The organism is Bacillus thuringiensis (assembly GCF_022095615.2).
Lineage (GTDB): Bacteria > Bacillota > Bacilli > Bacillales > Bacillaceae_G > Bacillus_A > Bacillus_A cereus_AG.
This window is the reverse complement of sequence record NZ_CP155559.1, coordinates 3,955,062-3,975,362: the sequence shown is the minus strand read 5'-3', so window position 1 is coordinate 3,975,362 and position 20,301 is coordinate 3,955,062. Positions and strand designations below refer to the sequence as shown.

Below are 20,301 nucleotides of genomic sequence, written 5' to 3'. Positions count from 1 at the left end.
CAAGTATATGACAAGGAAAAATGTTACGAGAGTCGGACATTTCTTATTCTTTTTATAGACAAATTTTGCAGTATTTAAACATGGTTCAAAATAGTTTCGGGCATACTATTGAGCGGAGGTGTCGATGTGAGTCAAGAACAATTAGGAACAAGGAATTTTGTACAAATTGGTTTATTTGGTGGAATCTTTTGGGGGGGGATATGGTATTTCCTTCATATATTTTCATTTACGGAAGCGGGACCGAACTATTTACTTTTACCATTTGCCTTTGGAAGCTGGAAAGAAGGGGTATGGGGCAATGTGTCAGGAATTGTTTGTATGGGACTACTTTCGATTTTAATTGCCTTTTTGTATAAAGCGTTTTTGGTAAAGTTTGAAGGAATTATTCCAGGGGTGATTTATGGGCTATTTTGGTGGGCGTTACTATTTTTCGGAATGGGATTAATAGCGCCTGCCATTAAAAGTGCACTTCATTTACCGAAAGAAACAATTGTGACGACGATATGCATTTTTATATTGTATGGTGTGTTTATAGCATACTCTGTTTCCTACGCAGTAAATACCAATAAAGCTGAGAGAGAAGGAGAAGAGAAGACGAACTATTCAAATAAGTAACTCCTATGTTAAAATGTTGTATAGATATTTAATACTAAGGAGTTTTAAGCATATGAAAAAGGTACTCCTCGTAAACGGTCCTAACCTAAATCGCCTCGGTGTCAGGGAGGTAAATGTATATGGAAAGGGCACGCTAGCGACACTTGAAACAGATATGAAGCAAGAAGCAGAAACATTGGGAGTGGAGTTAGAATGTTTCCAATCGAATCATGAAGGTGCGATTATCGATCGTATTCATGAGGCGGAAGATACATATGAAGGGATCATTTTAAATCCTGGGGCATTTACGCATTATAGCTATGCGATTCGAGATGCAATTGCGAGCATTTCGATTCCTGTTATTGAAGTACATATTTCTAACATTCACCAGCGTGAGTCGTTCCGTCACGAATCTGTGACGGCAGCTGTTTGTGCGGGACAAATTGTTGGATTTGGTTTTTATGGCTATAAGTTAGCGTTATTTGCATTAATGGAGAAATTGAGGGAGGCATAAAGTAATGGAGAAAATCGAAAGATTAAGAAGTGCATTTGATGAGGCTGGTATTGACGGTATTTTGTTAACAAATGAACATAGTCGTAGGTATATGGCTAACTTCACAGGAACAGCTGGTGTTATACTGATTTCGAAAAACCATGCGCAATTTATTACAGATTTCCGTTACGTAGAGCAGGCTAGTAAACAAGCTGTTGGATATGAGATTGTACAGCATGCAGGATTAATCATTGATGAAATTGCAAAGCAAGTGAAGGAACTAGGAATTCAAAAGCTTGGCTTTGAGCAAGATACTCTTACATATAGTTCTTATTCAGCGCATAAAGAAGCGATCGATGCTGAATTTATCCCAACTTCTGGGCTTGTAGAAAAGTTACGCTTGATAAAGACTGATTCAGAGATTAAGATATTAAAGGAAGCTGCACAGATTGCAGATGCTGCCTTTGAACATATTCTATCATTCATTCGCCCGGGAGTATCTGAAATTGAAGTGTCAAATGAACTTGAATTTTTCATGAGAAAACAAGGAGCAACATCTTCTTCGTTTGATATTATCGTTGCTTCAGGTCTTCGTTCGGCATTACCGCACGGCGTGGCATCTGAAAAAGTGATAGAAACAGGAGATTTCGTTACATTAGACTTCGGCGCTTATTACAAAGGATATTGTTCTGATATTACTCGTACGATTGCAGTTGGTGAACCATCTGATAAATTGAAAGAAATTTATAATATCGTTTTAGAAGCACAATTACGTGGTGTGAACGGTATTAAAGCTGGTTTAACAGGCCGTGAAGCGGATGCGCTAACGCGCGATTACATAACGGAAAAAGGATATGGTGAATACTTTGGACATTCTACTGGTCATGGAATCGGTCTTGAAATCCATGAAGCACCAGGTTTAGCGTTCCGTTCTGATACAGTACTTGAACCAGGTATGGCTGTAACAGTAGAACCAGGTATTTATATTCCAGGTATTGGCGGCGTACGTATTGAAGATGATATCATTGTAACAAGTGAAGGTAATGAAGTAATTACGAAATCACCAAAAGAACTTATTATTTTGTAATATACAGGAGGATTTTTTTACATGATTTCAGTAAACGATTTTCGTACAGGTTTAACAATTTCAGTGGACAATGCCCTTTGGCAAGTAATGGATTTCCAACACGTAAAGCCAGGTAAAGGTGCTGCATTCGTTCGCTCTAAACTACGTAACCTTCGCACAGGATCTGTTCAAGAGAAAACATTCCGTGCAGGTGAAAAAGTAGAAAAAGCACACATCGAAAACCGTCGTATGCAATACTTATACGCGAGCGGTGAGTCTCACGTATTTATGGATAATGGAACTTACGAGCAAATCGAACTTGGTGAAAACCAAATCGAGCGTGAACTTAAATTCCTAAAAGAAAACATGGAAGTATCTATTATGACATACCAAGATGAAGTACTTGGTGTTGAACTTCCGAACACAGTTGAATTAAAAGTGTCAGAAACAGAGCCTGGTATTAAAGGCGATACAGCTTCTAACGTAACAAAACCAGCTACATTAGAAACTGGTCTTGTTGTACAAGTACCAATCTTCATTAACGAAGGCGAAATGCTTATCATCAACACTGGTGAAGGTAAATACGTTTCTCGTGCATAGTAGAAAAGCCCTCGTGATTATCACGAGGGCTTTTTTTTATAGGAAGTAAGGAAGATAGTAAATTGCAGTTATAACAAAACTAATTAAGACAAGTGAAAGAGTGCCTGCCATATATGAAGTGAAAACGATTTGAAATGGTTTTATTTCACCAGTCTCAACGCCAGTCAGTGTTTTACTGATTGCGTGATCCGTAATGTTGTTTCTATGAGTATTCATAATAATTAACCACATAATTGCAAATATCGCTAAACTTCCAAGGAAAAAGGTCTCCATAAATGACCAACCGACCAATTTTGAAAAAAGATAAATAAGAGCTAATTCTATTACAATTGTTAAACTAATTTTCAATACCTTCATATTTTTCCTCCTCACTTTGTAATTTCACCCAATTTAAAAAATTTTTACGTGATACGACATGCAGTGAGCAAGGGGACTTTACTTCTTTCGCTAGTGCAGCGTGTTCTTCTGGAAACTTGTTTTCCACATGCAATGAAATGTACGGTAGTTTTTCTTGTGCTTTTAACGAGCGAATATTATTCGTTTTAGCACCAGCGAATACGTATGTAAGTTGTAAATCTAAAAAAGCGATTTTTAAAATTTCTTTTTTAGCAGCCTCGTTATAGCCTTTTCCCCAGTAAGGATGGCCAAGCCAACTGCCAATGTGAGATTGCTTCTTCTCGTAATTAATATGTTTAAGTGTGGTGAGGCCGATTATTTCATTTTCTTCATTTAGAACCACTCTGGATAAAGATTTCTTTTGGTTCTCTTCTTCTATCGCAAAAAGAAGAAACGCTTTCGTGTCTTCGATTTTTTCTACCTTTATTCCTAATGCATTTTTTACATGTGGATCACTTGATAGCTCGAAAAGCACATTTGCATATCGTAAATCTAGTGGTAACAAACGAACGTGCTGCATCGTCAAAACCCCTTTCTTATTAAATGTACCATAAAATACCATTCGGTAATACGAATATTCAGATTAAATGAGGGTGACAGAGAAAAATTATGTTTTTACTTCTGAAATAGACAACCCCTGCATATGGTTGTACAAATATATTCTTTTTCAGCATATAGCATTAGTAACCGTTATGGGAGAAGGTGGGAGAATGAAACAGTGGCTAGCGGCAATGGAAACATCCGTGCTTGTAATGGGGTTACTTCGGTTGTTTTCAGGTAGCGCGGAAATATTCGCCGCTTTGCTTATGCTTTATGTGAATGATGCGAAAAAAGCATTGTTTATAAATGGTATGTTGGCGTTTGTTGGACCGACCGTATTAATTTTAACAATGACAATAGGCATAGCGAGTGTGGCAAGTGAGATTTCTTTCTTGAAACTCTTTTTTCTAGCGCTTGGAATTGGCTGCATTTTTATCGCGTTGTTGAAATAAGTAAGCCAGGTATAGTGGGGAGAAGCTGATGAAAGAAGTATTAGAAGTTTTACCGAAAACGATGAAGCAGCTAGTGGAAAGTTGTAAGCAATACGATGCTCTAGAGGAAATTCGTGTTCGAATTGGAAGACCGCTAGAGTGTATTGCTCATGGCGAAGTGTTTTTTTATGACTATATCGTTACAGCAGAGGATGCAATTTACTTATTGAATAAGTTAAGTCAATTCTCAATTTATACGATGGAAGAGGAATTAAAACGTGGGTATGTGACACTTCGAGGAGGACATAGAATCGGCTTAGCTGGAAAAGTCATTACAGAAAAAAGCGCAGTGAAAATGATTCGAGATGTCTCTTCCTTTAATATTCGTATTGCTCGTCAAAAAATAGGGATTGCTGAACCACTTTTACCGTACTTGTATGAATCACGATGGTTAAACACGATGGTAATTGGCCCGCCGCAAACGGGGAAAACAACACTTTTAAGAGATGTAGCACGTTGTATGAGTCAAGGTGTAAGTGTTTCGAAAATTCCTTCTTGTAAAGTGGGGATTGTAGATGAGCGGTCAGAAATTGCAGGCTGCGTGAAAGGTATTCCGCAATATGACTTTGGCACGCGAGTAGATGTGTTAGACGCATGTCCAAAAGCTGAAGGAATGATGATGATGATTCGTTCTATGAGTCCAGATATTTTGATTGTAGATGAAATTGGGCGTAAAGAAGATAGTGAAGCAATTATGGAGGCGGTGCATGCAGGGGTTCAGCTTTTTATAAGCGCACATGGATTTTCTTATGATGATGTTTTGAAACGCCCATCACTAAAGGCGGTGCTGGAGCTCGGCATATTTGATAGGTTTGTGGAGCTATCAAAAGCAAGAGGGCCAGGAACAGTTATGCAAGTAAAAGATAAATATGGAAAATCGGTATTACCTCATAGAAAGGCGCAAAGCGTATGGTGAAAATATTTGGTGCAGTGTTAATCGTTGCGGTCAGCACCTTTTTCGGATTTTCATACGCTAAAAGATACAGTGAGAGACCAAGGCAACTTAGATTATTAAAAGCGGCACTTCAATCATTAGAGGCAGAAATTATGTATGGGCACACACCTTTGTCTGAAGCTGCCGAGCGATTAGTGAAACAAATGCCGAAGCCGTTAAATTGGATATTTCAAAGTTTCGCTAGAAGGCTAGAAAGCGGAGAACAAACAGTAAGAGAAGCTTGGATAGATAGTTTGAAAGAAAATTGGAAGCTAACAGCATTTCAACAAACTGAGTACGAGATTTTGCAGCAATTTGGTGAAACACTCGGACAACATGATCGTGAATCACAACAAAAACATATTCGCTTATGCATTACACATTTAGAGAGAGAAGAAGAAGAAGCGAAAGCGTTACAACTGCAATATGAAAAAATGATCAAGAGCTTAGGAGTACTAGCGGGGCTACTTATCGTAATTTTACTGCTATAGGAGGGAGAAAGGCGATGTCCATTGATGTTGGATTAATATTTCAAATCGCCGGAATCGGCATTGTTTTAGCTTTTATTCATACTGTACTAAAAGAATTAAAGCGAGAGGATATTGCAAATTGGGTTATCCTTGTCGGTTTTGTCGTTATTTTATTTCATGTGGCATTTTTAATTAATACGCTATTCGACAAGATTAAGAGTGTCTTTCTCTTCCAGTAAAGGAGGCGGTTCGAATCGAAATTATACAAATTGTCGGATTAGGCCTCGTTGCTACGTTTTTAGCAGCTGTATTGAATCAGCATAAATCTAGCATTACGTCGTTATTTATTGTGTTCGTAGGTAGCGTGATGTTTCTTCTTTTAATTGATCAAATTCACTCTATTTTACAAATGATTGAGAGGGTAGCGAGTGAAGCAAAAGTTAGCAATGTATATGTAGAAACGTTGCTGAAAATTATTGGAATTGCTTATATTGCTGAGTTTGGAGCACAAATTACAAAAGATGCAGGGCAGGGTGCAATCGCTTCGAAAATTGAATTAGCTGGAAAAATCTTAATTCTAGTAATGGCGATTCCTATTTTGACAGTTGTAATTGAAACTATTCTCGGATTTTTACCGACGGGATAAGGGGGAGTGAATGTTGAGGGGGTTTGGAGCTAAGCTGCTATTTGCTTGCTTCCTTTTCTTTTCTTTACCGGTTGTTGTACAAGCTTCTCCTGTAGAAACAAACGTCGTTGATCAACAATTGGATAAGCTCGGAATTGAAGATGTGAAGCAATTTTGGGACGGGCTTGTTACAAAATATGGAGGTTATTTACCAGAGAGTCAAAAAGGTAGTTTTATGGAGTTTGTAAAGGGAGAAAAAGAAATTTCTATAAAAGAGTGGATGCTAGGTTTATTAAAGTATTTATTTCACGAGCTTGTTGCAAATGGGAAGCTGCTGGGAACGCTCATTATGCTTACAATTTTTAGTGCATTGTTGCAATCACTGCAATCTGCATTTTCAAAGAGTAGTGTAAGTAAAATTGCGGATGCAGTTGTATATATGGTACTTATTATTTTCGCTTTAAATAGTTTTTATGTCGTCATGACATATGCAAGAGAAACGATACAAACAATGGTAGATTTCATATTAGCGCTATTGCCAATCTTGCTTGCACTCATAGCAACTGGAGGTGGTGTTGTATCTGTATCGTTTTTTCATCCGATTATCATCTTTTTAATGAACACGAGCGGGCTTTTGATGAATTATATCGTTCTACCACTTTTATTACTTGCAACGATATTAAGTATTGTAAGTACGATGAGTGATCAATATAAAGTTACGAAATTGTCCAAGCTTCTGCAAAACGTTAGCGTTGGAATTATCGGTATTTTTTTAACGATTTTTTTAGGGGTATTATCTGTACAAGGAACAGCGACAGCTGTTGCTGATGGAATCGCTGTAAAAACTGCTAAATTTGTAACAGGGAACTTTATTCCGGTAGTAGGAAGAATGTTTACAGAGGCGGCGGATACTGTTATTAGTGCATCGGGATTATTAAAAAACACAGTCGGAATTATCGGGCTCGTCATTCTATGCTTAATTGTTGCTTTTCCAGCGATTCAAATTTTTTGTATCGCGTTTATTTATAAATTCGCAGCAGCAGTATTACAGCCAGTTGGTAGCGGAGCAATTATTCAATGTTTAGATATTATCGGGCGAAGCATCATTTATGTATTTGCTTGCTTAGCTATCGTATCATTTATGTTCTTTTTAAGTATCACAATTATTATTGCTGCGGGGAACATTACACTTATGATGCGGTAGGAGGTGAAGGGTATGCAATTTGTTACAGAGTGGATTAGAAATATTATCGTTTTTTTACTCTTAGCGACAATGCTTCATCTTATTCTTCCAAATTCAAATTTGCAAAAGTACGTTAAATTCGTTGTAAGTCTATTATTAGTTGTTTTAATCTTAACGCCCCTTTTTAAACTACTGCAAACAGATGTGAATGAAGTAATCGCAAATTTTAATGAAGAGAAGTACGTAGCAGAAGGATCTGTAAAAAATTCAATAGATTCGAAGAAAAAAGAAATACAAGCTCTAACACGTGCATATAGTTTAGAAGAGATGGCTACCAAAATGAAAAAAGAAGTAGGAAAAGAATTCGAAAAAAAGTATGGTATGACAGTCTCTGAAATACAAATATTCGCAGTGGAAAGTACAGCGGAAGTAAAGTCAGCAAAAGATATTCAATCTGTTGTTGTGACGTTGAAAGAAAAAGAACGTAGTAAAAATGATGCAATCGAAACAGTAAAACCAGTTGAAATTAACACGAAAGAACCGCCGAAAAAAGTAGAGGAAACGAATGTAGAAATGAAAGACTTCTTTTCAAGCAGGTGGCAACTAGAGAATAAACAAATCCAAGTTCAAATGGAGGGGGGGACAGGTAGAGTAAATGGACAATAAAGATAAAAATTCGAAGTTCTCATTTTTTCGAAACTTATTGAATGGGGATGAAAAGGAAAGCAATGAGAAGGGAAAAAAGGTGACACCTAAGTTTTTACTTGTCCTACTCATACTTGGAATTTTGCTTATGTTTTTTAGTAGTCTCTTTTCAAGTAAAAAGGAAGAAGTACCTGTATTTAAAGAACAAAAAACGCAAAACCAAGAAAAAGACGTACCAACTTTTGGACAAAAAAATAATGATAGTATGTCAATTGTAGAAAAGTATGAAAAAGCGTATGAACAAGAATTGAAAGCAGCCTTAGAAGAAATAGCGGGAGTAAAAGATGTAACGATTAAAGTGAATTTAGATTCATCTGAAGAAAAAATATTAGAAAAAAATACAGTGAAACGTTCACAAACAACAGGTGAAACAGATAAAACAGGTGGTAAGAGGGAAGTAGAAGATGAGTCCCTTGATGAAAAGACCGTCATTATACGTGAAGGGGATAAAGAAACTCCCGTTGTTTTACGAACAGAGAAACCGAAAGTGCGAGGTGTTCTTGTTGTAGCAAAGGGAGTGGATAATATACAAGTTAAAGCGATGGTAAAAGAAGCTGTAATACGGCTGCTAGATGTACCAGCCCATCGTGTTTCAGTATCACCGAAAAATTGATAGGGAGGAAATAAAGTGTTAAAAAAACAAACGGTTTGGCTATTAACGATGTTAAGTTTAGTTGTTGTACTATCTGTTTATTACGTAACAACTCCTGACAAAATGAATACAGCATCGCCGGCAACAGGTGAAAAGATTGGACAAGAAAAACAAGGTACTGACAAAGCAGTAACAAATGAAGCACCTAAAGAAACGCCAAAAAAAGAAAATACAAGCAAGGAAACATCAAATAAAGAAACAAATAAGGAAACAGACAAAAAAGAGAGTGCTCAAAAAGAAACAAGTAAAAAAGATGCTAATGTAACAGTTCAATCAAGTGATGAAAATTTCACAGCATTACGTATGCAAATGGAAGATCAGCGAAGTGAAGAAAAATCAAGATTACAAGAAGTGATGAATTCAGCAAAATCTTCAGCAACAGAAAAGAGTAAAGCGAAAGATAATTTTGATGCAATTACTACAATGGAAACGAAGCAAGAATTACTTGAGACAGTGATTAAGTCTCAAGGAGGATATAAAGATGCCCTTGTAAGAGCTGATGGAACTGACATTAGAGTAACTGTGAAAGCAGCAAAGCATTCACAAAAAGAAGCGAACAAAATTATACAGCTTGTAAGAAGTGAAGGCGGATCAAAAGATGTAGGTGTGAAATTTGATCCACCAACAAAATAAAAACTAACAATCCGCGGGGAAATTCCCCGCGGATTATTAATTTTTACGAATCGGATTGTTTGAAAATAATTATAGAAAAAAGCTATCATTTTCGATAGCTTTTTTCTGTTTCGTCTTTGTAGTTGTTTTTATTATGTTCAACTCGGAATGGAGAAATGCGTTGTGAGTAAAAGATTAGTGGTTCATGGTAACGATGATTACTTTTTCCAGATTTGACGTGGATGAAGAGAACGAATGCCCAGACCATTACGGCAGGTAAGAAGAGAATGAGCCATATCATATGTCCACACCTCGATACGATATATTTTCTACACTTTGAACATACTATTCTTATATGAAGGAATGATGAACGACGTGTAAACAAAAAAATAATATTTGGTAAAAATATGTTATTGACTATAGATGAGGTGAAGGGTGGAGCGGTAATTCTACGTTTACTGTGTAGCATTTTGAAAAAGTAAGGAATGTTTTTTAGGAAGTGGTCTTGCCAATTTTGTGTGAAACTTGGTATTATTACTAGGTAATAAATTTTTATTGGAATAATATTTTTACAGGAGTTTCGATTTATTATAAAGAAATATAAATTGGAATGTTTAAAAAATTTATCGTAAGATGGAAATAGTAACTATTTTTATTAGTAAATGAAATACATTTTCTAATAGAGTACATCGTATTTTTACAGTCAATCTAGTTTTTAGTGCTGAGAATCTGTAAAAACGGGACAAACAAGAGTATGGGAGTGGATTTTACATGTTTAAAATTCAAGAAGTTCGTGAATTAATTAAATTAATTGATAGCTCTAATATTGATGAATTTGAATACAAGAAAGATGGTACGACAATTAAAATGAAAAAGCGTGGTAATGAAGTTGTTGCGGTGCAAGCACCTGTAGCAAAACAAGCCGTGCAACCAGTAGCACCTGTTGAAGTTGAAACAACAGTAGCGGCAGCACAAGTGGAAGTACCAAAACAAGAAGAGAAAAAATCTGTTCAACATGAGAACCTACATAAAATTACATCACCGATGGTAGGTACATTCTATTCTTCTTCTTCGCCTGACACACCTGCATATGTAAGTGTAGGGGATAGAGTATCGAAAGATTCTATCGTATGCATTGTCGAGGCTATGAAATTATTTAATGAAATCGATGCTGATGTAGATGGCGAAATTGTTGAGATTCTTGTTAATAATGGACAGCTTGTTGAGTATGGACAACCGCTATTTCTTGTAAAAGCGTAATAAGGGAGTCTTTGTGATGATAAAAAAAGTATTAATAGCCAATCGTGGGGAAATTGCTGTACGAATTATTCGTGCTTGTAAAGAAATGGATATTGAAACAGTCGCAATTTATTCAGAAGCAGATAAAGAGTCACTTCACGTACAAATTGCTGATGAGGCGTATTGTGTAGGACCAACGATTTCGAAAGAAAGCTATTTAAATTTGACGAACATTATTAGTGTTGCGAAGTTAACAGGCTGCGATGCAATTCATCCGGGATACGGATTTTTAGCAGAGAATGCAGATTTTGCAGAGCTGTGCCGTGAATGTAACTTGATTTTTATCGGTCCAAGTCCAGAAGCTATTTCAAAGATGGGCACAAAAGACGTTGCTCGTGATACAATGAAAGAAGCAGGGGTTCCGATTGTACCAGGTTCACAAGGGATTATTAAAAATACCGAAGAAGCGATCGAGCTTGCTAATCAAATTGGATATCCAGTTATTATTAAAGCGACTGCAGGTGGCGGTGGAAAAGGTATTCGTGTTGCACGCCATGAAGAAGAGCTTGTAAAAGGAATTCAAATTACACAGCAAGAAGCTAGTACCGCTTTTGGGAACCCTGGTGTATACTTAGAAAAGTACGTTGAAGATTTCCGCCATGTTGAGATTCAAATAATGGCAGATACACACGGAAATGCCATTCATTTAGGAGAGCGTGATTGTACAATTCAGCGCCGCTTGCAAAAACTACTAGAAGAAAGTCCATCACCTGCACTTGATGAAAATGTTCGCAAGCAGATGGGTGATGCGGCAGTTAAAGCGGCGGTAGCGGTTGATTATACAGGTGCTGGTACGGTTGAGTTTATTTATGAATATAGAACGAAAAGCTTTTATTTCATGGAGATGAATACGAGAATTCAAGTTGAGCATCCAGTTACTGAAATGGTAACAGGGATGGATTTAATTAAAGAACAAATTCGTGTTGCTTCTGGAGAAAAGTTATCGTTACAGCAAGAAGAAGTACAATTTAATGGTTGGGCAATTGAATGCCGAATTAATGCGGAAAACCCTGCCAAAAAATTTATGCCATCTCCAGGTAAAGTAGAAATGTACTTGCCACCAGGCGGATTTGGTATTCGCGTCGATTCTGCTGTATATCCGGGATATTCAATCCCACCTTTCTATGATTCGATGGTTGCTAAATTAATTGTTCACGGAAAAACACGTGAAGAGGCAATTGCAAAAATGAAGCGTGCACTCAGTGAGTTTGTCATTGAAGGCGTACATACAACAATCCCGTTCCATTTGCAATTGCTAGATCATCCTGATTTTGTAAAAGGTGAGTTTAATACGAAATTTTTGGAAGAGCATGAACTTGTGACGCAGTGATACATTAAAGGAGGTTTTTTTCATGGCTGAACATATGTTAGATATGGGTCAAGATACAACTCTTGGTAAAGTAGAAATTGCACCAGAAGTAATTGAAGTAATCGCAGGTATTGCAGCTGCTGAGGTAGAAGGTGTAGCGGCAATGCGTGGTAATTTTGCTACAGATGTTGTTGAGAAGTTAGGTAAGAAAAATCATGGTAAAGGTGTAAAGGTTGAATTAGCAAACGAAGATATTATCGTTGACCTTTATGTTGTGATGTATTTTGGCGTAGCAATTCCAGTTGTTGCACAAAAGATTCAAGACAACATTCGCCAGGCACTCTTTACAATGACAGGGCTTGAGCCAAAAGAAGTGAATGTTCACATCGTTGGCGTAACATTCGAAACACAAAAAACAGAAATCGAACCAGTGTAAGAATGAAAAAGGTGCCTAGTAACATAGGCATCTTTTTTATCGTTTCATTTCTTCACAAATTAAAACCCTCTAATTATTATACTATTTCAAAAAATAAGAAATCAAAAAGAAGATGTTTCGTTTTTCCAAAAAACGTACATTGTGATAAGATATGGAACTTGAAGTTAATCTTTTTATTATTTTTCAGCCTTGTAACCCGTGTGTGAAACGATAAATTGTGTTATTATCATTGTATTATAAGGTTGGAAAATCAATGAAAACTGTAAGAGTAAGTGAATTGACGGCTTATAAATTATAATAATATAACAAAGCATAAGGAAAGACTTGAAGCATAAAGGAGAGTTACAATGAAACGTAGGACGGCTAGAGAAAGAGCTATGCAAGCATTATACCAAATGGATATTACAGGTGAATTAGAACCGAAAGTAGCGGTGGAAAACACGCTAGATGAAGGTGAAGAAACAAATGAGTTTCTAGAATCACTTGTAGTAGGTTTTGTAGAAAATAAAGAAGTAATTGATGAAGCGATTCGTCAAAACTTAAAAAAATGGAAGCTGGAGCGTATTAGTATTGTTGACCGCAGTATTTTACGTGTAGCTGTTTATGAAATGAAATACATGGAAGAAATTCCACACAACGTAACAATTAACGAGGCAATTGAAATTGCTAAAACATTTGGGGATGAGGAATCTCGTCGTTTTATTAACGGCGTTTTATCTAATATAAAAGATACACTGTAATTTCTTTAAGGGGGAATCTTAAAATGGTAGCAGTAATCATCAAAGGAAATGAAGTTGCGGAGAAAAAACGAGCACAATTAACAGAAGAAGTTGTGAAGTTGAAAGAGCAAGGGATTGTACCAGGATTAGCAGTTATTCTAGTTGGAGAAGATCCAGCATCTCGTTCTTATGTAAAAGGAAAAGAAAAGGGCTGTGAACAAGTAGGAATCTATTCAGAGCTAATTGAACTTCCTGAAACAATTACTGAGGAGCGTTTGCTTGCTGAAATCGATCGCTTAAATGTCGATGACCGTATTAATGGCATTTTAGTGCAATTACCTTTACCAAAACATATTGAAGAAAAAGCTATCATTGAAAGAATTTCACCAGAAAAAGATGTAGATGGATTTCACCCAATCAGCGTGGGACGTATGATGACGGGACAAGATACATTCCTTCCATGTACACCGCACGGTATTGTAGAATTAGTAAAAGAAACAAATCTTGATATCTCGGGAAAACATGTTGTAGTAATTGGAAGAAGTAATATTGTCGGCAAGCCAGTGGGGCAATTGTTCTTAAATGAAAATGCAACTGTCACCTATTGTCATTCTAAAACGCAAAATATGAAAGAGTTAACGAAGTTAGCTGATATTTTAATCGTAGCTGTTGGACGACCTAAAATGGTAACAGCTGATTATATTAAAGAAGGAGCGGTTGTAATCGACGTTGGTGTGAACCGTTTAGAAACAGGTAAACTTTGTGGTGATGTTGACTTTGACAACGTGTTAGATGTTGCAGGTTACATTACACCTGTGCCAAAGGGTGTTGGTCCAATGACGATCACAATGCTTCTTCATAATACTGTTGAATCTGCTAAGCGCGCAGGTGTCGTTTGTAAATAATTTGAGTCGGCTATGAGGAGAGAGAAATGGAAAAACAATATTTAACCGTTACAGCGTTAACACGCTATATAAAAACAAAAATAGAATATGATCCGCATTTGCAGTCTGTTTGGTTAAAAGGTGAAATTTCCAACTTTAAAAATCATAGTCGTGGTCACATGTACTTTACATTGAAAGATGAAAATGCAAGAATCGCAGCGGTTATGTTTGCGGGTCATAATCGTAATATTAAATTCAGACCTGAAAATGGGATGAAGGTACTTGTGAAAGGGAAAATTTCCGTTTACGAGGCGAGTGGTTCTTATCAAATTTATATTCAAGACATGCAGCCTGACGGAGTCGGAAACCTGCATTTAGCTTACGAACAATTAAAGGTTCGTTTAGAGGAAGAAGGTTTGTTTTCTCAAGTTTATAAAAAAACAATTCCTCCTTATGTTAAAACAATAGGTGTGATTACGTCGCCAACAGGGGCAGCGATTCGTGATGTTATAACAACGATTAAACGTCGTTATCCAATTGGAAATGTTATTGTGTTTCCGGTACTTGTACAGGGGGAGTCAGCAGCTCCCTCAATTGTACAAGCGATTCGTACAGCGAATGAAATGGGAGAGATAGATGTCCTAATCGTTGGGCGCGGGGGAGGCTCTATTGAAGAGTTATGGGCTTTCAATGAAGAAATGGTAGCAAGGGCAATCTTTAAGAGTGAGATTCCTATTATTTCGGCAGTAGGTCATGAAACGGACTTTACAATTGCGGATTTTGTTGCCGATTTACGTGCGCCAACACCGACTGCAGCAGCTGAGCTGGCAGCGCCTAACATTATAGAGTTACAAGAAAAGGTATTACAAAGAACTCTAAGATTGCGAAGAGCGATGAGAGAGTTAGTACATAAAAAAGAAGAAAAACTACAAGTATTGCAAAAATCGTATGCGTTCCGTTATCCAAGACAAGTATATGAGCAAAAAGAAGAGCAATTAGATAGAGCGTTAGAACAGCTTGTTTTAGCGAAAGAGCGTTATATTGATAAAAAGGTAAATCAGTTAAAACAGCTTTCATTTTATTTAGAGAAGCACCACCCAGCTCAAAAAATTATGCAAACGAAGGTAGCGGTTGAAACATTGCAAAAGCAATTGCAACGTGAAATGCAAACATTACTTCAAACGAAAGAATTTGCCTTTGTAAGAGTTGCTCAAAAGCTTGAAGCGTTAAGTCCGCTTAAAGTAATGATGAGAGGGTACGGGCTTGTATATGATGAAGAGAAGCAAGTGTTAAAAAGTGTGAAAGATGTCAGCCTTGGAGATGCTGTTTCAGTTCAATTACAAGATGGAATACTAGATTGTAGCGTATCAGGCATAGAGGAGCGTGAATTGAATAATGGAAAATAAATTAAGCTTTGAAGAGGCAATTTCGCAACTTGAGCATCTCGTTTCTAAGCTAGAACAAGGTGACGTACCTTTAGAAGAAGCAATTTCTTATTTTAAAGAGGGTATGGAATTATCTAAGCTTTGTGATGAGAAGTTGAAGAACGTACAAGAACAAATGGCAGTTATTCTTGGGGAAGATGGAGAGCTTGAACCGTTTACTGCTTTAGGAGATGAAGCATAGTGACTATTGCTTTTGATACTTTTTTGAAAGAAAGTAAAACTTTCGTAGAAGAGAAGCTTGTAAGTTATGCAAATGAATTACAATGTCCAAATGTACTTCGTGAAGCGATGACATATTCTTTGGAAGCGGGTGGAAAGCGTCTCCGCCCGTTACTTTTATTTGCGACATTACAAGCGTTTGGTAAAGAAAGAAATCTTGGAGTAGGTGCAGCTTGTGCTCTTGAAATGATACATACATACTCGTTAGTTCATGATGATTTACCTTGTATGGATGATGATGATTTAAGAAGAGGGAAGCCCACAAATCATAAAGTATTTGGTGAAGCGATGGCAGTTTTAGCAGGCGATGGTTTGTTGACGTATGCTTTTCAAGTTATTATGGCATATGAACAAAAGGAAATCTCTGCTGAAAAAAAAGTAAGACTTGTACTTGAGCTTGCAAAAGCGGCAGGACCAGAAGGAATGGTTGGCGGACAGGTGGCAGATATGGAAGCTGAAGGGAAACAGCTTACGATTGATGAGTTGGAGTATATTCATAAGCATAAGACTGGGAAACTACTTGAATTCGCTGTACTTGCAGGATCGATACTTTCTGATGCCACAGAAGAACAAGAAGAAAAGTTACTTGCGTTTGCAAAATATATTGGTCTAGCTTTCCAAATTCGAGATGATATTTTAGATGTGGAAGGAACCGAAGAAGAGATTGGAAAACCGATTGGTAGTGATGTTTCCAACGAAAAGAGCACATATACGACGTTATTTACTGTAGATAGAGCAAAGGATATTTTAGAAGAAACAATTGCAAAAGCAAAAGGTGCTATTGGTTCCTTGCAATTACAAGATGAATATTTACTATCTATTTGCGATTTGATTGCAAAACGTAATAACTAATATAACAGCGTTTCCATTTGTTGAGTCATTCATCATTTTATGATATAAATGTAGGAAAAGGTTTTTCTTTTCTTGTTATTGGCAAAAATATATGTAGATTACATTGCCGTTATCACTTCGTGTTAGCGGCTATTTTTTTCATCGCCTAAAGAAATATGGTTTATAATAGGATTAGGGCGCAATAGACTGGTTAATTGCAGGACAAGGTGAAAAATAAAAAAAGATAATTTCTTGTTTTGTGTAAATGTTTTTTATAATATTTGACATGTTGACAGATTATGAAATGAAAGTGAGTGATCCATGTGGATCTAACGCAAATTCAAAACCCTAGTTTTTTGAAAGATATGTCTATCGGTGAACTAGAGGGATTGGGTGAGGATATTCGTAAGTTTTTAATTGAAGAGCTCTCTCAAACAGGTGGACATATTGCACCTAATTTAGGTGTAGTAGAACTCACAATTGCTCTGCATAAATTATTTGATAGTCCGAAAGATAAATTTTTATGGGACGTAGGACATCAATCCTATGTACATAAAATTTTAACAGGACGTGCAAAGGAATTCGGTACATTAAGGCAATATCAAGGTCTATGTGGTTTCCCAAAACGTTGCGAGAGTGAGCACGATGTATGGGAAACTGGGCATAGCTCGACATCATTATCTGCTGCAATGGGAATGGCTCTAGCACGTGATTTAAAGAAAACGAAAGAATATGTTATACCAATCATTGGGGATGGTGCTCTAACAGGCGGAATGGCTTTAGAGGCATTGAACCATATTGGACATGAAAAAACAGACATGATTGTTATTTTGAATGATAATGAAATGTCAATTGCACCAAACGTTGGTGCGCTTCATAATGTGCTTGGACGTCTACGTACCGCAGGGAAATACCATTGGGTAAAAGATGAACTAGAGTATATATTGAAGAAAATCCCAGCAGTCGGTGGGAAAGTTGCTGCGACAGCAGAGAAAATAAAAGATAGTCTTAAATATTTACTAGTATCCGGTGTCTTTTTCGAAGAATTAGGCTTTACATATTTAGGTCCAGTTGATGGGCACGATTATGAAAAGTTATTCGAAACGTTGCAATATGCAAAGAAAACAAAAGGCCCAGTACTTGTTCATGTTATTACGAAAAAAGGAAAAGGTTATAAACCAGCTGAGAGTGATGTTATTGGAACTTGGCATGGAACAGGACCTTATAAAATTGAATCAGGTGACTTCGTTAAGCCGAAAGAAGTTGCACCAGCATGGAGTGCTGTTGTTAGTGATACAGTACTTAAGCTAGCGAGAACGGATGAGCGTATCGTTGCAATTACACCTGCAATGCCTGTTGGATCAAAACTTGAGAAATTCCAAAAAGAATTCCCGGACCGTATGATTGATGTAGGTATTGCAGAACAGCATGCTACAACAATGGCGGCGGGTATGGCAACACAAGGAATGAAGCCATTCTTAGCGATTTATTCAACATTTTTACAAAGAGCATATGATCAAGTTGTTCATGATATATGCCGCCAAAATTTAAATGTCTTCATCGGAATCGATCGCTCTGGTTTAGTAGGAGCAGATGGTGAAACGCATCAAGGTGTATTTGACATCGCATTCTTACGTCACTTACCGAATATGGTACTTATGATGCCGAAAGATGAAAATGAAGGGCAACATCTAGTATATACGGCGATGCAATATGAAGATGGACCAATCGCATTACGTTATGCGCGCGGTAATGGACTTGGTGTTCATATGGATGAAGAATTAAAGGCGATTCCAATCGGTACTTGGGAAACGTTAAAAGAAGGTACACAAGCGGCTATTTTAACATTTGGTACGACAATACCAATGGCAATGGAAGCAGCTGAGCGTCTTGAAAAGGCTGGAGTTTCAGTGAAAGTAGTGAACGCTCGCTTTATTAAACCGATGGATGAAGCATATTTACATGATCTCTTAGGGAAAAATATACCGATTTTAACGATTGAAGAAGCTTGCTTAATTGGTGGTTTTGGAACGGGAGTAGTTGAATTTGCGTCTGAGAACGGGTACCATAGTGCGTTAATTGAACGAATGGGTATTCCAGACCGTTTCATAGAGCACGGTAGTGTAACAAAATTATTAGAAGAAATTGGTTTAACGACAGATGCTGTTGTAGACCGTATTCATACAATGATTCCATCAAAACAAAAAAGGGCGTAACAAATGAGTGCAAAAAAAGAAAGAGTAGATGTACTATTAGTAGAGCGAGGACTTATAGAAACACGTGAGAAAGCAAAACGCGCCGTTATGGCCGGACTTGTATATGCGAATGAGATGAGACTTGATAAGCCAGGAGAGAAGATCCCACAAGATACAGAGATTACGGTGAAGGGGCAAGTTATGCCTTATGTAAGCCGTGGTGGTTATAAACTTGAAAAGGCATTAGAGACATTTCACCTGGATTTACAAGATAAAGTTATGATAGATATTGGTTCATCAACTGGTGGCTTTACAGATTGTGCGCTTCAAAATGGAGCGAAATTATCTTATGCATTAGATGTAGGATACAATCAACTTGCGTGGAAATTGCGTCAAGATGAGCGTGTTGTCGTAATGGAACGGACAAACTTCCGTTACGTGACACCAGCAGATTTAGAACGTGGTTTACCGCAATTTGCTAGTATCGATGTTTCATTTATATCATTAAAGCTTATACTGCCGGTTTTAAAAACAATGCTTATGCCTAATGGGGATGTAGCAGCGTTAATTAAACCACAGTTTGAAGCTGGAAGAGAGCAAGTTGGGAAAAAAGGTATCGTTCGTGATCGAAAAGTACATGAGGCTGTCGTGGAAATGATTGTCGACTTTACTATAAAAGAAGGATACGACGTAGAAGGTTTAACATTCTCACCAATTACGGGCGGGGATGGTAATATTGAATTTTTAATTCATCTGAAATGGCAGGGTGAACGTGAGAATGGCGAAAATCATTCTCCAGTTTCTGTTGAGCAAGTAGTTACAGAGGCGCACGATGTCCTAAAACAAAAAGGAAAAGGGGAATAACATATGTTGTTCCTCTTTTTGTTGTAATTGTATAATGATTGTAAAAACAATTGTGTACAAGTAACGAATTATAAGTTAACATAAATAAGTGAAGTATACCAATGTTTAAACTATGGTAAGAGATAGTGTGAGGTGCAAATGTATGAATAAAGGTCAGCGCCATATTAAAATCAGGGAAATTATTGCGAACAAAGAAATTGAAACACAAGATGAATTAGTTGATATTTTACGTAATGAGGGATTTAATGTAACGCAAGCAACAGTATCGCGCGATATTAAAGAACTGCACTTAGTGAAAGTGCCATTACATGATGGGCGCTATAAATATAGCTTGCCAGCAGATCAACGATTTAACCCGTTACAAAAATTAAAACGCAATCTAGTGGATTCATTTGTAAAATTAGACACGGCAGGACATATGCTTGTGCTAAAAACATTGCCTGGTAACGCTCATTCACTTGGAGCACTTATTGATCATTTAGAGTGGGATGAGATCATCGGAACCATCTGTGGTGATGATACTTGCTTAATTATTTGCCGTACACCTGAAGATACAGGTGTTGTCTCTGATCGTTTCTTAAATATGCTGTAATAAAAAAATCTTGTTTGCTTTCCTCTGTAAAGTGGAAGGTGAACAGGATATTTTTATTGGTTAAAAACGTGAATTTTTAATTGTAATATAATATTTTCTTTGAATAAAATTAGAAAATAGGTGGATTGACCCGTAAAACAAATGTTT

At 37.0% G+C, this 20,301-nt stretch carries 27 protein-coding genes; 24 read left to right on the top strand and 3 right to left on the bottom strand.

Annotated features, from left to right (window positions below; genetic code table 11):
• The first annotated feature begins 126 nt into the window (after positions 1-126).
• The 4 genes from KZZ19_RS20520 to efp are packed head-to-tail and all read left to right on the top strand — an operon-like array spanning position 127 to position 2,753.
• Positions 127-615 (top strand): YqhR family membrane protein, encoded by a 489-nt coding sequence (locus KZZ19_RS20520; RefSeq protein ID WP_140392547.1) that lies wholly within the window; start codon positions 127-129, stop codon positions 613-615.
• 52 nt (positions 616-667) lie between these two features.
• Positions 668-1,108, top strand: a complete 441-nt coding sequence (aroQ, locus tag KZZ19_RS20515; RefSeq protein ID WP_088097715.1) for a type II 3-dehydroquinate dehydratase — start codon at positions 668-670, stop codon at positions 1,106-1,108.
• Positions 1,109-1,112: 4 nt separating this feature from the next.
• A complete protein-coding gene (pepQ, locus tag KZZ19_RS20510; protein WP_088097714.1) occupies positions 1,113-2,174 on the top strand; it encodes a Xaa-Pro dipeptidase in 1,062 nt (353 codons plus the stop codon).
• A 21-nt stretch (positions 2,175-2,195) separates the two neighbouring features.
• Positions 2,196-2,753, top strand: coding sequence for an elongation factor P (efp, locus tag KZZ19_RS20505; protein WP_000626521.1), 558 nt, complete (start codon positions 2,196-2,198; stop codon positions 2,751-2,753).
• Between the two features lie 36 nt (positions 2,754-2,789).
• Here efp and KZZ19_RS20500 read toward each other — a convergent pair whose 3' ends face one another.
• Both KZZ19_RS20500 and KZZ19_RS20495 read right to left on the bottom strand, forming a co-directional pair.
• On the bottom strand, positions 2,790-3,110 hold the full coding sequence (locus KZZ19_RS20500) for a hypothetical protein (RefSeq protein ID WP_098341808.1): 321 nt from the start codon (positions 3,108-3,110) through the stop codon (positions 2,790-2,792).
• Positions 3,091-3,669: a GNAT family N-acetyltransferase gene (locus tag KZZ19_RS20495; RefSeq protein WP_237979471.1), complete on the bottom strand. Its 579-nt coding sequence runs from the start codon at positions 3,667-3,669 to the stop codon at positions 3,091-3,093. Before KZZ19_RS20495 ends, KZZ19_RS20500 begins: the two co-directional genes overlap by 20 nt.
• Before the next feature lie 190 nt (positions 3,670-3,859).
• On the opposite strand from KZZ19_RS20495, the gene KZZ19_RS20490 reads away from it, so the two are divergent.
• The 9 genes from KZZ19_RS20490 to KZZ19_RS20450 are packed head-to-tail and all read left to right on the top strand — an operon-like array spanning position 3,860 to position 9,382.
• A complete protein-coding gene (locus KZZ19_RS20490; RefSeq protein WP_000816054.1) occupies positions 3,860-4,141 on the top strand; it encodes a YqhV family protein in 282 nt (93 codons plus the stop codon).
• Positions 4,142-4,169: 28 nt separating this feature from the next.
• Positions 4,170-5,096 carry a stage III sporulation protein AA gene (gene spoIIIAA, locus KZZ19_RS20485; protein WP_237979470.1) on the top strand — a complete coding sequence of 309 codons (927 nt, stop codon included), beginning with the start codon at positions 4,170-4,172 and terminating at the stop codon, positions 5,094-5,096.
• Complete coding sequence (gene spoIIIAB, locus KZZ19_RS20480) at positions 5,090-5,605, top strand: stage III sporulation protein SpoIIIAB (protein WP_016086319.1); 516 nt, start codon at positions 5,090-5,092, stop codon at positions 5,603-5,605. Before spoIIIAA ends, spoIIIAB begins: the two co-directional genes overlap by 7 nt.
• 14 nt (positions 5,606-5,619) lie before the next feature.
• The gene (gene spoIIIAC, locus KZZ19_RS20475) at positions 5,620-5,823 is read left to right on the top strand and encodes a stage III sporulation protein AC (RefSeq protein ID WP_000020914.1); all 204 of its coding nucleotides are present in this window, start codon (positions 5,620-5,622) and stop codon (positions 5,821-5,823) included.
• 23 nt (positions 5,824-5,846) lie between these two features.
• Positions 5,847-6,230, top strand: coding sequence for a stage III sporulation protein AD (gene spoIIIAD / locus KZZ19_RS20470; RefSeq protein WP_079998460.1), 384 nt, complete (start codon positions 5,847-5,849; stop codon positions 6,228-6,230).
• Positions 6,231-6,240: 10 nt separating this feature from the next.
• On the top strand, positions 6,241-7,413 hold the full coding sequence (gene spoIIIAE / locus KZZ19_RS20465) for a stage III sporulation protein AE (RefSeq protein ID WP_000943696.1): 1,173 nt from the start codon (positions 6,241-6,243) through the stop codon (positions 7,411-7,413).
• A gap of 12 nt (positions 7,414-7,425) precedes the next feature.
• Positions 7,426-8,058, top strand: a complete 633-nt coding sequence (gene spoIIIAF / locus KZZ19_RS20460) for a stage III sporulation protein AF (RefSeq protein WP_088097711.1) — start codon at positions 7,426-7,428, stop codon at positions 8,056-8,058.
• Positions 8,048-8,710: a stage III sporulation protein AG gene (gene spoIIIAG, locus KZZ19_RS20455; RefSeq protein WP_088097710.1), complete on the top strand. Its 663-nt coding sequence runs from the start codon at positions 8,048-8,050 to the stop codon at positions 8,708-8,710. Before spoIIIAF ends, spoIIIAG begins: the two co-directional genes overlap by 11 nt.
• 15 nt (positions 8,711-8,725) lie before the next feature.
• Positions 8,726-9,382 carry a SpoIIIAH-like family protein gene (locus tag KZZ19_RS20450; protein ID WP_088097709.1) on the top strand — a complete coding sequence of 219 codons (657 nt, stop codon included), beginning with the start codon at positions 8,726-8,728 and terminating at the stop codon, positions 9,380-9,382.
• A gap of 85 nt (positions 9,383-9,467) precedes the next feature.
• Here the strand turns inward: KZZ19_RS20450 and KZZ19_RS20445 are convergent, their stop codons facing one another.
• The gene (locus tag KZZ19_RS20445) at positions 9,468-9,662 is read right to left on the bottom strand and encodes a hypothetical protein (protein ID WP_046957516.1); all 195 of its coding nucleotides are present in this window, start codon (positions 9,660-9,662) and stop codon (positions 9,468-9,470) included.
• A 470-nt stretch (positions 9,663-10,132) separates the two neighbouring features.
• Here KZZ19_RS20445 and accB point away from each other — a divergent pair, with 470 nt between their 5' ends.
• The 11 genes from accB to argR all read left to right on the top strand — a co-directional run bounded on the left by accB (position 10,133) and on the right by argR (position 20,154).
• Positions 10,133-10,621 (top strand): acetyl-CoA carboxylase biotin carboxyl carrier protein, encoded by a 489-nt coding sequence (accB, locus tag KZZ19_RS20440; protein WP_088097708.1) that lies wholly within the window; start codon positions 10,133-10,135, stop codon positions 10,619-10,621.
• A 16-nt stretch (positions 10,622-10,637) separates the two neighbouring features.
• Positions 10,638-11,990, top strand: coding sequence for an acetyl-CoA carboxylase biotin carboxylase subunit (gene accC, locus KZZ19_RS20435; protein ID WP_000592872.1), 1,353 nt, complete (start codon positions 10,638-10,640; stop codon positions 11,988-11,990).
• Positions 11,991-12,012: 22 nt separating this feature from the next.
• Positions 12,013-12,405, top strand: a complete 393-nt coding sequence (locus KZZ19_RS20430) for an Asp23/Gls24 family envelope stress response protein (RefSeq protein WP_000807630.1) — start codon at positions 12,013-12,015, stop codon at positions 12,403-12,405.
• Positions 12,406-12,752: 347 nt separating this feature from the next.
• Positions 12,753-13,145 (top strand): N utilization substance protein NusB, encoded by a 393-nt coding sequence (gene nusB / locus KZZ19_RS20425; RefSeq protein WP_000830249.1) that lies wholly within the window; start codon positions 12,753-12,755, stop codon positions 13,143-13,145.
• Positions 13,146-13,168: 23 nt separating this feature from the next.
• A complete protein-coding gene (gene folD, locus KZZ19_RS20420) occupies positions 13,169-14,029 on the top strand; it encodes a bifunctional methylenetetrahydrofolate dehydrogenase/methenyltetrahydrofolate cyclohydrolase FolD (RefSeq protein ID WP_088097707.1) in 861 nt (286 codons plus the stop codon).
• Between the two features lie 26 nt (positions 14,030-14,055).
• Positions 14,056-15,414: an exodeoxyribonuclease VII large subunit gene (xseA, locus tag KZZ19_RS20415; RefSeq protein ID WP_088097706.1), complete on the top strand. Its 1,359-nt coding sequence runs from the start codon at positions 14,056-14,058 to the stop codon at positions 15,412-15,414.
• Positions 15,404-15,634 carry an exodeoxyribonuclease VII small subunit gene (gene xseB, locus KZZ19_RS20410; protein ID WP_000428423.1) on the top strand — a complete coding sequence of 77 codons (231 nt, stop codon included), beginning with the start codon at positions 15,404-15,406 and terminating at the stop codon, positions 15,632-15,634. The genes xseA and xseB overlap by 11 nt, the downstream gene beginning before the upstream one ends.
• Positions 15,634-16,524, top strand: a complete 891-nt coding sequence (gene ispA, locus KZZ19_RS20405; protein ID WP_088097705.1) for a (2E,6E)-farnesyl diphosphate synthase — start codon at positions 15,634-15,636, stop codon at positions 16,522-16,524. The genes xseB and ispA overlap by 1 nt, the downstream gene beginning before the upstream one ends.
• A 302-nt stretch (positions 16,525-16,826) precedes the next feature.
• Complete coding sequence (dxs, locus tag KZZ19_RS20400) at positions 16,827-18,719, top strand: 1-deoxy-D-xylulose-5-phosphate synthase (RefSeq protein WP_237979469.1); 1,893 nt, start codon at positions 16,827-16,829, stop codon at positions 18,717-18,719.
• A gap of 3 nt (positions 18,720-18,722) precedes the next feature.
• Positions 18,723-19,562: a TlyA family RNA methyltransferase gene (locus KZZ19_RS20395; protein ID WP_237979468.1), complete on the top strand. Its 840-nt coding sequence runs from the start codon at positions 18,723-18,725 to the stop codon at positions 19,560-19,562.
• Positions 19,563-19,704: 142 nt separating this feature from the next.
• Complete coding sequence (argR, locus tag KZZ19_RS20390) at positions 19,705-20,154, top strand: arginine repressor ArgR (protein WP_001032581.1); 450 nt, start codon at positions 19,705-19,707, stop codon at positions 20,152-20,154.
• Positions 20,155-20,301 lie beyond the last annotated feature (147 nt).